Below are 15367 nucleotides of genomic sequence, written 5' to 3'. Positions count from 1 at the left end.
AATTATGAAAGTATTATTACTTTACAATCCAAAATCAGGTACTCGCAGTTTTCCTGCGCAACTGGACTATGTCATCGATCGTTTTCAGTCCGAAGGCATGCAAATTATTCCTTACAGAATGAAAAATATTCAGGAGGTTGAAGCGTATTTACAGACGCTCGATTTTAGTGAATTTAAAAAAATCATCGTGTCAGGTGGTGACGGTACGGTGCATCAAGTGGTCAATTTAATGATGAAGCATAAAATTGATTGTCCATTAGCGCTTTTTCCATCAGGTACAGCTAATGATTTTGCGCAGTACTTTGAAGTACCAAAAGATGTAGCTGGTATGACTGAGATTGCCCTTACCGATCATTATGTGAACTGTGATATTGGTAAAGCCAACGATAAGTATTTTATCAACGTGGCAAGTTTCGGTAATTTAGTCGATATCAGCCAACGTGTTAACGAACAAGCAAAAAACGTCATTGGCGTTTTGGCATACTATATCAAAGGCGTTGAGGAAATCTCGAAATTGAGAACGTTTGATGCGACTGTTACGATTGATGGCGTGGAGTATAAAGAAAATATTTATTTTGCGCTTATTATGAATGGACGTTCTGCTGGTGGATTTAGAAAATTAGCACCTTATTCAGATGTTGCAGATGGACTTTTAGATGTCATTATATTTAAAAAATGTCCAATTCTCGACTTAATGCCTTTAGCGGTACAAGTTCTAAATGGCGAACATCCAAAAAGTGATTATATCCAATATGTTCAAGGTCGACACATCTATGTGCACTGCGAAGATGTCATTACATCTGATTTAGACGGTGAAACAGGACCTGAACTTCCGATGACGATAGAAGTCCTTCAAGGTGCATTAAAAGTGAATTCACTTATTTTGCAAAAAGAGCAATAAAGGATAGGCAGAACAATAGAACGGGTGAAAAAACAATACAATATACAATATACAATCATGTTATATTATTATACAATTTCCATAATTGTGAGAAAGGATGAATTCTATGAAGAAAATCGTACTTGCAGGTGGTTGTTTTTGGGGAATGGAAGCTTATTTTAAACGAATCAAAGGCATTGAAAAAACAGAAGTTGGGTATGCAAATGGCCATACTTTAGAACCATCTTATAAAGAAGTTTGTTCCAATACGACGGGACATGCTGAAGTCTTAGTTGTGGAATATGATGAAATGATGATTTCGCTAGAAACGATTTTAAGCAAACTGTGGAAAGTCATTGATCCAACACTTCTTAACCGCCAAGGTGGGGATATTGGTTCGCAATATCGCACAGGCATTTATTATGAAGATGAAGCGGATCTTCCTGTCATTCTCGCTTCAAAAGAAGAAGAACAAAAGAAGTATGAAAAGCCAATTGTCACAGAAGTTGAGCCGCTCAAATACTATTATCCAGCTGAGGAATATCATCAGGACTATCTGACAAAAAATCCTGGTGGATACTGCCATATTCATTTGGATTAGAGACAAAGAAGAGTCCTATAAAAGAGATCTATAAAGATTCATAAAATTCAAAACAAATGAATCCATCTAAACATTTGATTCATGAGAGTGAGTGAAATAATGAAAGGTAACCCATACGAGTTGCAATATCTGTCGTCTGACAGCTGCACTTGTAGAGGTTACCTTTTTTAATGTGGATTCATCATTTCAATTATTTTTTTTCTCCAAATAATTCAGTATTGATTTGAATGCCTGTTTTAGTAGTGGCAAGTCCACCCATGGACGTTTCTCTTAGGGATGGTGGAAGTGCCTTTCCAACTCGATACATGGCATCCACAACTTCGTCAAAAGGAATGATGCTATTAATCCCCGCGAGTGACATTTCTGCACAAAGAAGCGCATTGGCAGCACCCATGGCATTTCTCTTTGCACATGGACTTTCAACGAGTCCGGCGATTGGATCACATACGAGGCCGAGCAAATTTTTAAAACACATGGCAGCAGCATTGAAAACTTGCTCAGGTGTACCACCGAGCATATGAACCACTGCGCCGGAAGCCATGGCAGATGCAGTTCCAACTTCGGCTTGACAACCACCTTCAGCACCTGATATCGTAGCGTTTCTTGCGACGATGGTTCCAACTAGGTTTGCTGCAAGCAATCCTTCTAATAACTTTTCTTCTGAAAAATTAAAACGTTCCTTGGTGGTCATGAGAACAGCTGGCATGACACCACACGAGCCTGCTGTTGGCGAAGCGACTATTTTCCCCATAGAGGCATTGACTTCCATCGTGCTTAGCGCATAGGCTGCAGCTTTTGCAATCGTCGAGCCACACACTGTCAGGGAGGATTCCATACGTTTTTTTAACAAAACGCTATCATTTCCAATAATCTTGCCTTTGATCTTGTCTTCATCATCTTCAATGCCCAATTTCACTGCGGCACTCATGACGCGAAGGACATTTTTCAGATAATCTCGGATATATCCATAACTTCTTCCAGTTTTTTCGATTTCAACGGATAATGAGACATCGTGCAGTTTTGCATTGTTCTGCTTGCAATACTCAATAATCTCAGCTCCTGATATAAATTTCATAGGCGGTCTCCTTACTGTATTTTAGAACGATCATAAAAGAACATAAAAGATCATAAAAGAACATAAAAGATCATAAAAGAACACGATACATTTCGAGGGGGTTCAATGTCCTCGAAAAGATTAATCATAGATTTTCTCTATCATATTAACAAAGAGCATGCCGTCAATGTGAATGAGTTCATCAAGCAATTCTTTATCGATATTTTCATCCGTTTCAATGATGCCAATGGCCTTCTTTCCCTTTTCTTCGCGATAGAGTTTCATAAACGCGATATTGATACGATGTTCGGACAAGAGCGTCGTAATCTTGGAGAGCATGCCGGAATTGTCTTTGTGATGTGTAATCAATGTATTGAAATCGCCCGTATATTGTACGTCAATGCCATTGATGCTTGTGATCATCATCTTGCCGCCACCAATTGAAATTCCAATGATAACGTACGTTTCAAGTCGGTTGGTTTTAGCTGTGATTTTCACTGTATTTGGATGTGCAACGTCCTCTTCAGATGTGATAAATTCATACTTCAAGCCACGAGTGTTGGCGATTTTAAAAGCATCGACGATGCGTTCGTCATCGGGTTTTAGCCCCAAAAATCCCCCTAAAAGTGCAATGTCTGTACCATGACCTTTATAGGTTTTTGCAAATGAGCCATAGAGTGTGAAGCTCACTTCAGTTATAGGAACTTTAATGATATTCAGCGCCGTGTAGCCAATACGACACGCACCGGCTGTATGTGAACTAGATGGACCAATCATCACAGGGCCAATGATGTCAAAGATGTTGTAATCCTTCATGGAAGACCTCCAATGTTTTGAAAATGCATTTATCACTATCATAGCAGACATGGTGGGAGATATAAAGCATAAAAAAAGCAAGTCCCCTTTCACTAAGTCCTCGGCTTCGCCTGCGGAATCGCTCAAGGGTACTTGCTTCTTTTTATGCTTGTGTATCGACATTTTAAAGCTAGGAGTCATGATGAAAATCATAAGATCACTCTCGTTTGTTTTCTGCTACTCAGCCTGTGGAAATGATTAAAGGTACTTGCTTCTGAATAATTTACGAAGGAAGTGGTTTAAATACATAACGCTTAATTGTATGTTCCTATTAATTTTATGAAGGCGATGTTGTATTGTTACGGACGATTAATAACCTTTGAGTACAAAACAAGAGTGAATTTGTTTTTTTATTGACATAAAATTATATTTTTTCTAAAATTAAGTATATCAATAAATAACAGATGGGGGATTTTATGAAGAAGATTAAATATTTTTCATCAGGATTTTTTTCAGCTTTTTTAGTAATGGCGCTTTTATTATCGGCAGTATCGTTTGCAAATTCATCTACGCTTTCAGCAACCATTAGTGATATCAAAGTATACTTAGATGGTAATGCATTTATTTCAAAAGATAGTGCAGGGAATGAATTAAAACCTCTTATTATTAATGGTAGTACTTATTTGCCTGTTAAAGCTATTTCTGAAGCAGTAGGAAAACCGGTTACATGGGAACCTAAAACGCGGTCAATTTATATAGGAAAAAATGACCTTGGTACACCTGCTATATATTTATTACAATTAAAGTCATTCTATCGCTCAAGGGATACCTATTATGTTGAAAAACCGGTTGATAATCTAGGTAGAGTTTATGATAGAAATAAAAGTATGACTTGGACGTATGATGGATATGTAATATACAACATTGATGGAAAGTATTCCAGACTTACAACTACTTTTGGAATGCTTGAAGAACGAAAAGATAGTACTTCTCAAAATATTGTAAGAATTTACGGTGATGACCAATTAATTTATACATCTGACATTATGACCGGGGGCGTAAAACCAATTGCAATTGATGTTGATATTTCTGGATTTAATCAACTGAAAATTGAATTTAAAAATTCGAATTCTTTAAGTACAAATGCAGCCCTTTTTGATATTGCACTATATCCTTGAAAATAAAAAACAAGTAATTTGATTTTTAACACCATATAATGAAAGTGGCAAGATAAAGTCTGTATGATTTGATCTTGTCACTTTTTTTTACACACAAACAAATTTATTAAACGAACTGGTAAATAGTCCAGATACGATAGAAGTTGCTATGGAACTAATCTCAAAGTACTTCATATAAGCATAAAAAGAAGCAAGTACCCTTTCACTAAGTCCTCGGCTTTGCCTGCGGAATCGTTCAAGGGTACTTACTTCTATTTATGCTTGTATATCGACATTTTAAAGCTAGGAGTCATGATGAAAATCACAAGATCACTTTCTTTTGTTTCCTAACTATTCTGCCTGCGGAATCGTTCAAGGGTACTTGCTTCTTTTTATGCTTGTGTATCGATATTTAATGTTGGATGAAATGATGAAAATCATAAGATGACTTTCTTTTATTTTCGGCTACTCAGCCTGCGGAATCGTTCAAGGGTACTTGTTTCTTTTATGCATGTGTATAGACATTGTAGAGCTGAGTGAAATTAGTTATGTTAATTAATGTTGAAATCAGTACTAAGTTTCGACTTGAATCACGTCTATTCAAGTGCACATATAAGATGCACCTGAACGATTCCGCAGGCGAAGCCGAGGACTTAGTGAAGGAGCATCTTATATGTGCACTTGACAATAGGTAAGCATAATGAAACTTATAATTTGAAAGAAATTTTGATAGACGAAGCAACGATTGGGTATACATTGTAATGATTACAAATTAACAAGCAATTTGATAAACAAAATGACAACAATAGACGACCTATGCGGTAATAATTGAATTTGAGTATGTAGATAATATGAGGTGAATGATGAGTACGTCTGTTATTAATGGAATTGATTTTTACAATTATTTTAGATCGGGTGTAGAACGCGTTAGAGAAAATCGTGAACTACTCAATCAAATCAATGTGTTTCCTGTAAAAGATGGAGATACTGGGACGAATTTGATGGTAACCATGAGTTCGATTGCGGAAGAAACTGAGGTGTCATCGGATTTTAATGTGGTGATTCATTCTATGTCAAATGTGGCTTTTGAAAATGCGCGTGGCAATTCAGGCATTATTTTTGCAAGTTTTATCAATGGATTTTACCGTGCATGTGGACATTTAAAGACGTTGACCATTGAACAATTTGCTATGGGTGCAGAAGGAGCAGCGAAGGAAGTGTATTCAGCTGTGGATGCACCTGTAGAAGGAACGATTCTAACCGTTGTAAGAGAATGGGCGAAATACCTGAATACCAATAGAGAGAAACATCGTTATTTTGAAGATTTACTGATAAATGCTTATGAAAATGTGAATAAAATCTTGGATGAGACGCCAGAGATGTTGGATGTCCTCAAAAAAAATCGAGTGGTTGATGCAGGTGCAAAAGGATTTGTGTTGTTTTTGGAAGGCATCAACAGCATTGTACAAGGGAAGAAAAACGACAAAGAGGTTCCCGTAATCAATAGACATCAAATGATACATGAACATACAGCAGATGAAGAGTCATTTGAACAGTTTCCAACGCATCGCTTTTGTACGGAAATACTGGTTTATCAAGATATTGAAAATAAGGCTGAAATATTGAGGTTGATTAGTGATTTAGGGGATTCGGTCATTGTTACTGGCAATCAAGAAATTTCCAAAATTCACGTGCACACCAACTCGCCTGCAATGGTGACAAAAAGACTGATTGAGGCGAATTATCGCATTCGTAAGTCAAAAGTTGAGGACATGTATTTGCAGTTTGATGTGAAGCAAAATCCAAAAGCAAAAATTGCAATTTTGACGGATTCAATTGCGGACATTGAAGATAAACAACTTTTAAAAGAGCAAATACACACGTTGCCTATTGCGCTAATTGCAGATGATAGTGTCTATTTGGATAAATTGACTGCCAATCATGAGAACATTCATGCCATTTTAGACAATAGTCAGAGTTATCCTACGAGTTCACAACTGGATGAAAAACAAATTATGATTCGACTAGAGTCGCTTCTCGAGGTTTATGAACACGTGGTGATCGTTAGCGTTTCTAGTAAATTAAGTGGTACTTGGTCGAGTTTTAAAAATGCGATTTTAAAAGTGTCTGGAGCAGAAGAACGAGTAACGCTCGTGGATTCGAAACTCAATTCCGGCGCGCAGGGGCTTGTCGTATTAGAGGCAGCTAAACGCGCCAATCGAGGAGAGAGTTTAAAGATCATTTTAGAGGGCATTCGAAATGACATTCAAAATGCATCGATATTAGTGAGTTTGGATACGTTTAAGTATGCTGTTAAAGGCGGACGTGTTCCAAATACCATTGGAAATATTCTGTTGAAACTGAATTTAAAGCCGATTATGTCTCTTAATAAAGACGGAGAAGGAACTGCTTTTGGATTAGCGCTTAGACGCAAAACAATCGATCGGATGATTTTTAACAAGGTAAAACGTCTGGTGAAACAAGGTGGAATGGATCGTTATGCGATTGTGCATATTGGAAATCAGCCACTCGCTGAAAAATACAGAAGAACATTTGAAGAATTGACGGGAAAATCTCCTGAAATATTTACGGAAATATCGTCGATTACAGCGATACATGCAGGTATTGGAGCTGTTGCAATTGCCTGTATTACAAATGACAAAAGATGAGGTGAGTATTTATGAACATTGAACTAGAAGTCGTACTCGTGGTGTTAGGCTATTTTCTAACATTCTTTATAATTGGTACCGCTATAAAAAATAATAGTATCGTGGATATGGCTTGGGGCCTAGGGTTTGTTGTTGTTGCGGCGTTCGCAATGATCAGAACTTCTAGCTACCATTGGATTTCTCTGACTACGACAGGTCTAGTCACTCTGTGGGGCGGAAGATTGTTTTATCATATCGTTAGAAGGAACTGGGGTAAACCAGAGGATTTTAGATATGCCAATTGGCGAAAAGAATGGGGAAAATGGGTGATACCACGCGCATTTTTCCAGGTCTATTTACTTCAAGGGCTTTTTATGCTCATCATATCACTTCCTGTGGTTTGGATTCATAAAGCGCTTAGTTCAACCACATTTAACTCCGACATCTCTGCGTCGAATTGGTTGTTCATCGTCGGTGTATTGATTTGGATGACAGGCTACTTTTTCGAAGTGGTTGGTGATGCGCAATTAAGGGCATTTAAACAATCGAAAGAAAGTAAAGGAAAGCTCATGACAACAGGACTTTGGTCGCTGACGAGACATCCGAATTACTTTGGAGAGGCCACAATGTGGTGGGGAATTTTCTTAATTGCCCTGTCATCAGGTGCACATTGGTTCGCGATCATCAGTCCACTGACGATTACGCTGTTGCTTCTATTTGTATCCGGAGTGCCACTTCTTGAAAAGGCTATGGAGAACCGTCCGGGCTTTGATGAGTATAGAAAGAGAACCAATAAATTCTTTCCATGGTTTCAAAAGACAAAATGATTTTAGATGATTTTATATTATGATGATCAGATTGAATAACATGTTAATATAAGACACAAGTAAAAGTACCTCTTCACTTGGTCCTCGGCTTTGCCTGCGGAATCGTTCAGAGGTATTTTACTTGTGTCTTATTTAAATATTTTTCGATGAAACATCTATTAAAGACACCATCATCTAAAATTATTTTACATTTTGGATAGTATTTCATTCACTGTGACTTTCATCATTTCCTCCAGCCTTTAAATGTCAATACACAAGCATAAAAAGAAGCAAGTACCCTTGAACGATTCCACAGGCTGAGTAGCCGAAAACAAAAGAAAGTCATCTTGTGATTTTCATTATTTCATCTAGCTTTAAAAGGTCGATACACAAGCATAAAAAGAAGCAAGTACCCTTGAACGATTCCGCAGGCTGAGTAGCAGGAAACAAACGAGAGTGATCTTGTGATTTTCATTATTTCACCCAGCTTTAAAATGTCGATACACAAGCATAAAAAGAAGCAAGTACCCTTGAACGTTTCCGCAGGCGAAGCCGAGGACCAAGTGAAAGGGAACTTGCTTTTTTTATGCTGTACATCACATTCAAACTCAAACAACTGAGAAAATCACAAGATGACTCTCTTTTGTTTCAGATGTTGCAGTGGATCAAGTGAAAGGGAACTTGCTTTTTTTATGCTGTACATCACATTCAAACTCAAACAACTGAGAAAATCACAAGATGACTCTCTTTTGTTTCAGATGTTGCAGTGAATCAAGTGAAAGGGAACTTGCTTTTTTTATGCTACACATCCCATTTTAAACATTAAACAATCTTCGTCGTCCACTGCTCCAAATTCCAAACATCTGACACGATGTCTCTGTAGAATTCTGGTTCGTGGGAAATGAGTAAAATCGTGCCTTTATAGGCAATGAGTGCACGTTTAAGCTCTTCTTTTGCATCGACGTCTAAGTGGTTAGTCGGCTCATCTAGTACAAGGAAATTCGTTTCTTTGTTGATGAGTTTGCAAAGTCTGACTTTTGCTTGCTCACCACCGCTGAGAACGACCACTTTGCTCTCGATATGTTGAGTGGTTAAACCACATTTTGCAAGGGCTGCACGGATTTCATATTGTGTATAGGATTGGAAATCTTTCCAAACTTCTTCGATACACGTATTGTAGTTCGCTTCTTTGATCTCTTGCTCAAAGTAGCCTGTATAAAGGAATTCACCTGTTTCAACAGAACCCGAAATACTTTTGATTTCACCCAAAATACTTTTTAATAAAGTCGTCTTACCAAGACCGTTGGCACCTGTGATGGCAACCTTTTGACCACGTTCTAAACGCAGATTGAGTGGACGACATAAGGCTTCATCATAACCGATCACCAAATCTTTGGTTTCAAAGATGAGTTTTCCTGAAGTACGTGCTAACTTAAAGTTGAATTCTGGTTTTGGCTTTTCACGCGCCAACTCGATTTTATCCATTTTATCGAGTTTTTTCTGACGCGACATCGCCATGTTACGCGTTGAAACACGCGCTTTATTTCTCGCAACAAAGTCTTCAAGGTCTGAAATTTCTTGTTGTTGCTGTTTAAATGCAGATTCTAATTGTTTTTTCTTCACTTCATAGATTCTCATGAAGTTATCATAATCACCTACATAGCGATTGAGTTCTTTGTTGTCCATGTGGTATATGAGATTGACAACGCTATTTAAAAATGGAATATCATGTGAAATCAAGATAAAGGCATTTTCATACTCTTGAAGATATTTTTTTAACCACTCAATATGTTCTTCATCTAAGTAGTTCGTCGGCTCATCGAGGAGTAAAATGTCCGGTTTTTCAAGAAGTAATTTTGCGAGCAAAATCTTCGTTCTTTGTCCACCACTGAGGGAATCCACCGTTTTATCAAGTCCTACTTCGAGTAAACCTAAACCACGTGCAACCTCGTTGATTTTGGAGTCGATGACATAAAAGTCATTGTGGTTGAGGATATCTTGAATGGTGCCGACGTCTTCCATTAATAGGTCGAGTTCTTCTTGAGAAACTTCGCCCATGCGCATGTACATGTCGTTCATTTCCGCTTCCATATCAAAAAGGTATTGGAAAGCGCCTTCAAGTACGGATTTGATCGTCGTTCCTTTTTCTAAGCTCGTATGTTGGTCGAGGTAGCCAGAACGCACGCGGCTTGACCATTCTACTTGTCCTTCATCTGGCTCAAGTTTGTGGGTGATAATGTTCATAAAAGTCGATTTACCTTCGCCATTTGCGCCGATTAAACCGATGTGTTCCCCTTTCAATAAGCGGAATGATACGTTGTTAAAAATAGCACGATCTCCAAAACCGTGGCTGAGATTTTTGACATTTAAAATACTCATGAGGCATCCTTTCTTGTATGTGTTAAAACTCAGGTCGATAAATAAATGACTGCGCAACTTGAATCTATGGCAGCATTTAATCGAATGGACCTTCTATTGAATCAGCAATACAAAGTGGCTTGCTGATAAGTTTCTTCTAATAAATCCTTTGATATTATATAATAAAAGCATGCTAAAAGGCAAAATAAAATAAATGAGGTAAATATTTTGAAAACACCTATACAAGTAAAATCCGTGAAAGAGCTCAAATCTTTAAAATATCTTAAAGCATTTGAAATAGAATATATTGATAAAAAAGGTCAAATGAGAACATGGGAAATCGCATCTCGAAATGGCATTGAACGCATTGAAAATGAGCTGTTCAGTGGCAAAGTGTATAGTGACGGTGCCATGATATTTGCAACAAACCCTGAAAAGACGCACGTAGTTTTACTCAAAGAATTTAGAGTGTCTGCAGGGAAATATCTGTACATGTTACCCGCTGGTCTTTGTGATGCAAATGAGTCTATTGAAATTACAAGTGCAAGAGAATTTAAGGAAGAAACGGGGATGAATTTCCAGTTTGTGAAAGCCTCGCCAGCGCGATATATTTCGGTGGGAATCGTCAATGAGCGAATTGAAGTGGCATATGGTTATTACTCAGGGACGCCTTCGAAAGAGTATCTAACGGATGAAGAAGACGCAGAGGTTGTGTTGGTCGATAAAAAAATGGCGAAAGAGTTGCTCGAACAGGAGGATGTAACGCTTAGAACAGCACTTTTGCTTGAGAGTTTTTTTGGTTTAAATTCATTTATAAATGAAATATAATAAAAAGTAGGAATATTGTCATTTTAAAACAAAGCTTTTAAATCAAAGATTTTAAATCAAAGCTTTTAAACAAACAGTACGTGATCAACTTCTTATAAAGGGGTATCTTTTGGTGAGAATTTTAGATTATCATGCGTTCATTTTGGCAGTTATTACAATTGTGATGCTTTTCGTTGGAATTTTTTATAATCTTAAACTTGCGACTAAGTTTAAAAAGAGTGTCATGCTCTATTTGGTGCATTTTTTGACGCTTTTTGTCCTTGTTTCAATGGGGGCTTACATGATGAGTGTTGCGGTTGAGAATATTCCAGTTACTTATACGTATAGCATCATCAGTCAATTAAGCGCCTTGGCAGCGTGGATCACCTTAATGGCGGGGATACTCATTCAAGTGAGTATGAAAGACAAAACGTTTTTCCAAGATATCACAGTCAATTTGTTTAACTCTTTTTCGGTGTTAGAGGAATTGGTATTTGTAGTGGATCTGGATGGTACGATTACGCATGTCAATCATATGGATGTCTTTAAAAAGCTATTTGGAGAGATCAAAACACTATCCGAACTCATGGTTTTTATGGATCATGAGGGGATTGCCACTTATGAAGCGTTAGATCAAAAAATTCAGCTTTTAGAGCATATTAAGGGTGAAGTTCATCACTCATCACTCAATAAATGTTTCTATTTTGATTTACGACCGGTTCTAACATCGGGAAAACAACTTGTAGGCTATACAGTCGTCATTCAAGATATCACAGAGATTAAAGAATCCGAAAAAACATTGGAACAACGAAATATTTTTTTAGAACAAGCGAACGTAAAACTCACCCATTATGTAAGTGTTTCGAGTGCTTTAGAAGCGGAAAATGAACGATTGGTGATGATTGATCATATTCAGACCACTTTAATTCACCAGATAGAACAGTCGTTAACCCATCTAAAAAGGATTCAAGAAGTGAGTTTTAAGGATGAAACCTATACCGAGGAACTCAAAGATTTAAGTACGGAACTTCGAAAAATTTATAAAGGCATTAGAAATTCAGTTGATAAAATGTCGAGGAAGGACGTCTAAATTATGATAAAAATTCTCTTAGCGGATGATCATTTACTTTTACGAACCATGTTAGAAGAGATGTTGAAAAAAGAGGGTGATATCCAAATCATTGCATCTTGTAGCAATGGGGAAGAAGTGATGAAAACGTGCAAAAATGAACTCCCAGACATTGCGTTATTGGATATAGGGATGCCCATAAAATCAGGTGTTGAAACTTTAAAAGAACTAAAAGAGATCTATCCAGAAGTGAAAGTGATCTTACTGACGACGTTTGAAGATGAGATCAACATCAAACATGCCATACAATTGGGTGCAAATGGTTACTTAATTAAAGATATGTCCCCAGAAGTACTCCTTTCCACAATTAAAAATGTCTATCATAATCAAATTGTCTTTCACGCGTGTGTAGCGCCTTTTCTAAAGGCAGCTTCTGAAGCGTATGTGATTAATAGCGAAAAGAAAATCGCCATTGACGAGATGCTCTTTGATCAAGTGGATATTAAAATTATGCAGCTAATTGCACAGGGAAAGACGAATAAAGAAATAGGTGCCACTCTGTGTTACAGTGAGGGCACCATTAAAAATAAAATCAGCAAATTATTATCAATTACGGGATATTCTTACCGAACGGAGCTATCGGTATTTGCAATTAAGCACTCACTTGTTTAGGAATGTTCGCGTGAATTGAAAAGCCTGATTCACCATCTGATGAAAATTGAACGGATCCAGAAAGTAAGTGAAACCGGTTTGCAATACCTTGTAGTCCATGATTGTGAGTGATATTCGAACAACCCTTGCCATTGTCGATGGTATAGACATTTAAACCTTGGTCGGTGTATTTTAAAATAATGAAGAGTTTACTTGCTTGACCATGTTTGATGGCATTGGTAATTGCCTCTTGGCACATACGATAAACAGCTTCGGTTTGTTCTCCAGTTGTCTCGTATACATTCCCGATAATGCTTATTTCAACATCGATACTATCGTTTTTTAAATGATGGAGGATTTTGGAAAGGGTACTATCATTCCAAGTCGTAGAATCTTTTTTAAATGTATTTCTCAAATCATTTAAACTGCTAATCATAAGCTCTTCAATTTGAAGGGCTTTTTCTTTTGCGATTTCCGGTGGTTGTGTGGCAGCTACTTCAGCCGATGCTAGGACGACTGTGATGCTGTGACCGAGAATATCGTGAATGTTTTGAGCGAGTTTTGATTTGTTTCGCGCAACGTAAAGGGCTTTTGAGTCACGTGCCATCTGATCGAGCTTCTTATTGACAATTTCTAGAGCGTGATTTTGTTCAGATAGTCTCATTTTTTGATCGACGAGAAGTGAAAGATCTTTAACGATGATGATTTTATGATGTTTTCTATTCACTTGATCGAATACCAAAGTTCGATTCAGTTCATCGGTTAATTCGAGTAAAGGCATTTTATCAGTGGTGAAAAAAGTATAAAGTGCCTCTCGGTCTTTTTCAGAAAAACAAGAAACTTCATTTAAAAAGGACTCAACAGTTACCGGTGATGCACTTAGGTTAAATAGGGTATCAAATGAGGCATTGCTTTCCAAAATAGAATGATTTTGGGCAATAAAGACAATCCCTTGAGTCACTGAATCAAAGAGTTTCATTTGAGATAGAGGTGATAAATCAAAAAAACGATATTTAAGTGTTGGAATCGCGAAAAATATCAATGAAATCGAAGCCGCGATGGGTGAAAAATCAAAGACTGGAAAAGGGAATATCCACTCGAACAGATCCATTTTAAAGAATAAATAATAAAAATTTGCCATGACAGGCAAAAGAACGAAAACAGCAAATACATTGCCGAGGCTCTTTTTACCATTAAAAATGGGCTGAGAGGTGAAGCCTTTTGTCAACATGGCGATGCCTGCGATTAGATAAAGATAATGGACACTTTGTGCAAAATAAAAAGTAGTACCAAACGAGTCTCTATAAATATCAAAATACGAGTAGAACGTCATGTGAAGTGGGTTTGTCAAAATAGCCACAAAAGAGGCAAGTGGCAAAATACTACCTAAAATGAGCGCTTTTTTAGAGGGCATTCGTTTCTTTTGATAGATGTAGGCAAAAATTAAAAGAAATGGCCCCAAAGAATCAATTGCAAAATACTGTAGTAAGATAAAGATCCATCTCAGCTCAATGACAGGCGAAACCGTTTTGAGAATTTTCGCGAGTAACCACAATGCAATCATCCCAACAACCGCTAAGTAACTATAAAGTAGCGGTGTTTTTTTTGCCCGATGATAAATATAGGAAGTAAAGACAATGAGCAACGACAATGTGACTAAATGTGAAAGTAAGATGGTGTTAAATTCATGAGCGAGCTTTAAGCTAACTTGCATATCATCCTCCCCATTTGATGATGTGAGTTCACCTTTATTATAAATCATGCAGATGGAATCTACAATCTATCTAAGGAGCTGTGGCTCGATTTGAGTAGTAAGGTAAGGGATAAAAATGACGATTGGATGTATTTTAATGACTAGAGAAATGACCTCTGGCACTTATATCAAAGGTGTGACACAAGTACTCTATAGATAGAAAATACATTTAACGATAATATGTAGAAACCATTTGACGAGATATTGAGCGTACATTTAACGAGAGCTAGAAAATACAATTAAAAGGTGAGAATATGAATCGATCCATTTTTGAGATTAAACAAAATCCATTGAACAGATACTATTTTACATTTAAAGATGTAGGTGAAACTGTCAAAATCACATCTCAAACTTTTGAGAGCCGTTCGTCTTTAGAGGCGTGTTTATCACAGATACGCGAATCGGTCGTCGTGGCACAAATTAGCGATGAAGAAAATGAACAACTTACGCCGCCCTATTTTTTAATTCGCCCAATGGGTACATTTTCATTGATGGGCTTTCAAGGTGAAACGATATTTTCCAGTACCGTATTTGATAGCAGGGAGACTTGTTTTGAAGCCATCCAAATTTTGAAAAAAACAGCGCAACATGCAGGTGTTGTAGATTATACTGAGAAATGATATAAAAAATATATAAACGCTAGAATAAAGGGTATATTTAACCGTAAGCACCTAAGGTTGTCGCTTTCGCAGTAAGCGCAGCCATATGTGATTATCACTTGACGCATGATCATATCCTGACGAGTGATCATATCTAGACGCGTGTTGTTGTCTATTGATACAAATCAT

Annotated in this window: 13 protein-coding genes; 9 read left to right on the top strand and 4 right to left on the bottom strand. The window is 37.3% G+C overall.

All coding sequences use genetic code 11. The features are described 5' to 3' along the window. Positions 1 to 4: 4 nt before the first annotated feature. A complete protein-coding gene (locus tag ACZ41W_RS09615) occupies positions 5 to 901 on the top strand; it encodes a YegS/Rv2252/BmrU family lipid kinase (RefSeq protein WP_464311762.1) in 897 nt (298 codons plus the stop codon). Positions 902 to 1007: 106 nt separating this feature from the next. Further along, entirely contained in the window at positions 1008 to 1481 is a 474-nt protein-coding gene (gene msrA / locus ACZ41W_RS09610) for a peptide-methionine (S)-S-oxide reductase MsrA (protein ID WP_464311761.1), read from the top strand. 190 nt (positions 1482 to 1671) lie between these two features. Here the strand turns inward: msrA and sdaAA are convergent, their stop codons facing one another. Together sdaAA and sdaAB are read right to left on the bottom strand one after the other, a co-directional pair. Next, positions 1672 to 2556 carry an L-serine ammonia-lyase, iron-sulfur-dependent, subunit alpha gene (gene sdaAA, locus ACZ41W_RS09605; RefSeq protein ID WP_464311760.1) on the bottom strand — a complete coding sequence of 295 codons (885 nt, stop codon included), beginning with the start codon at positions 2554 to 2556 and terminating at the stop codon, positions 1672 to 1674. Between the two features lie 120 nt (positions 2557 to 2676). Continuing rightward, a complete protein-coding gene (sdaAB, locus tag ACZ41W_RS09600) occupies positions 2677 to 3351 on the bottom strand; it encodes an L-serine ammonia-lyase, iron-sulfur-dependent subunit beta (RefSeq protein WP_464311759.1) in 675 nt (224 codons plus the stop codon). A 455-nt stretch (positions 3352 to 3806) separates the two neighbouring features. On the opposite strand from sdaAB, the gene ACZ41W_RS09595 reads away from it, so the two are divergent. The 3 genes from ACZ41W_RS09595 (at position 3807) to ACZ41W_RS09585 (ending at position 7962) form a co-directional block, all read left to right on the top strand. Beyond that, positions 3807 to 4508 (top strand): NPCBM/NEW2 domain-containing protein, encoded by a 702-nt coding sequence (locus ACZ41W_RS09595; protein WP_464311758.1) that lies wholly within the window; start codon positions 3807 to 3809, stop codon positions 4506 to 4508. A gap of 842 nt (positions 4509 to 5350) precedes the next feature. Next, complete coding sequence (locus ACZ41W_RS09590) at positions 5351 to 7156, top strand: DegV family protein (protein WP_464311757.1); 1806 nt, start codon at positions 5351 to 5353, stop codon at positions 7154 to 7156. Positions 7157 to 7167: 11 nt separating this feature from the next. Then, complete coding sequence (locus ACZ41W_RS09585; protein ID WP_464311756.1) at positions 7168 to 7962, top strand: DUF1295 domain-containing protein; 795 nt, start codon at positions 7168 to 7170, stop codon at positions 7960 to 7962. A gap of 801 nt (positions 7963 to 8763) precedes the next feature. Here the strand turns inward: ACZ41W_RS09585 and ACZ41W_RS09580 are convergent. Then, positions 8764 to 10320, bottom strand: coding sequence for an ABC-F family ATP-binding cassette domain-containing protein (locus ACZ41W_RS09580; protein WP_464311755.1), 1557 nt, complete (start codon positions 10318 to 10320; stop codon positions 8764 to 8766). Between the two features lie 207 nt (positions 10321 to 10527). On the opposite strand from ACZ41W_RS09580, the gene ACZ41W_RS09575 reads away from it, so the two are divergent. From ACZ41W_RS09575 to ACZ41W_RS09565, 3 genes are all read left to right on the top strand, one after another. Further along, complete coding sequence (locus ACZ41W_RS09575; RefSeq protein ID WP_464311754.1) at positions 10528 to 11127, top strand: NUDIX hydrolase; 600 nt, start codon at positions 10528 to 10530, stop codon at positions 11125 to 11127. 109 nt (positions 11128 to 11236) lie between these two features. Further along, positions 11237 to 12196: a hypothetical protein gene (locus ACZ41W_RS09570; RefSeq protein ID WP_464311753.1), complete on the top strand. Its 960-nt coding sequence runs from the start codon at positions 11237 to 11239 to the stop codon at positions 12194 to 12196. Between the two features lie 3 nt (positions 12197 to 12199). Beyond that, complete coding sequence (locus ACZ41W_RS09565; RefSeq protein WP_464311752.1) at positions 12200 to 12847, top strand: response regulator transcription factor; 648 nt, start codon at positions 12200 to 12202, stop codon at positions 12845 to 12847. On the opposite strand, the gene ACZ41W_RS09560 is transcribed toward ACZ41W_RS09565, so the two are convergent. Continuing rightward, positions 12828 to 14540 carry a sensor histidine kinase gene (locus ACZ41W_RS09560; protein ID WP_464311751.1) on the bottom strand — a complete coding sequence of 571 codons (1713 nt, stop codon included), beginning with the start codon at positions 14538 to 14540 and terminating at the stop codon, positions 12828 to 12830. The genes ACZ41W_RS09565 and ACZ41W_RS09560 overlap by 20 nt on opposite strands. A 293-nt stretch (positions 14541 to 14833) precedes the next feature. Here ACZ41W_RS09560 and ACZ41W_RS09555 point away from each other — a divergent pair, with 293 nt between their 5' ends. Continuing rightward, positions 14834 to 15199, top strand: a complete 366-nt coding sequence (locus tag ACZ41W_RS09555; protein WP_464311750.1) for a YegP family protein — start codon at positions 14834 to 14836, stop codon at positions 15197 to 15199. The last annotated feature ends 168 nt before the right edge of the window (positions 15200 to 15367 follow it).

This window comes from Fusibacter fontis (genome assembly GCF_055378735.1).
The sequence above is the reverse complement of the archived record's forward strand: the minus strand, read 5'-3'. Positions and strand labels throughout refer to the sequence as shown.

Excerpts from the sequence above, each read along its gene's own strand:
- ACZ41W_RS09585 (WP_464311756.1), top strand. The coding sequence starts at position 7,168 with ATGAACATTGAACTAGAAGTCGTACTCGTGGTGTTAGGCTATTTTCTA.
- sdaAB (WP_464311759.1), bottom strand. The coding sequence starts at position 3,351 with ATGAAGGATTACAACATCTTTGACATCATTGGCCCTGTGATGATTGGT.
- ACZ41W_RS09615 (WP_464311762.1), top strand. The coding sequence starts at position 5 with ATGAAAGTATTATTACTTTACAATCCAAAATCAGGTACTCGCAGTTTT.
- ACZ41W_RS09595 (WP_464311758.1), top strand. The coding sequence starts at position 3,807 with ATGAAGAAGATTAAATATTTTTCATCAGGATTTTTTTCAGCTTTTTTA.
- msrA (WP_464311761.1), top strand. The coding sequence starts at position 1,008 with ATGAAGAAAATCGTACTTGCAGGTGGTTGTTTTTGGGGAATGGAAGCT.
- ACZ41W_RS09590 (WP_464311757.1), top strand. The coding sequence starts at position 5,351 with ATGAGTACGTCTGTTATTAATGGAATTGATTTTTACAATTATTTTAGA.
- ACZ41W_RS09580 (WP_464311755.1), bottom strand. The coding sequence starts at position 10,320 with ATGAGTATTTTAAATGTCAAAAATCTCAGCCACGGTTTTGGAGATCGT.
- sdaAA (WP_464311760.1), bottom strand. The coding sequence starts at position 2,556 with ATGAAATTTATATCAGGAGCTGAGATTATTGAGTATTGCAAGCAGAAC.
- ACZ41W_RS09555 (WP_464311750.1), top strand. The coding sequence starts at position 14,834 with ATGAATCGATCCATTTTTGAGATTAAACAAAATCCATTGAACAGATAC.
- ACZ41W_RS09565 (WP_464311752.1), top strand. The coding sequence starts at position 12,200 with ATGATAAAAATTCTCTTAGCGGATGATCATTTACTTTTACGAACCATG.
- ACZ41W_RS09560 (WP_464311751.1), bottom strand. The coding sequence starts at position 14,540 with ATGCAAGTTAGCTTAAAGCTCGCTCATGAATTTAACACCATCTTACTT.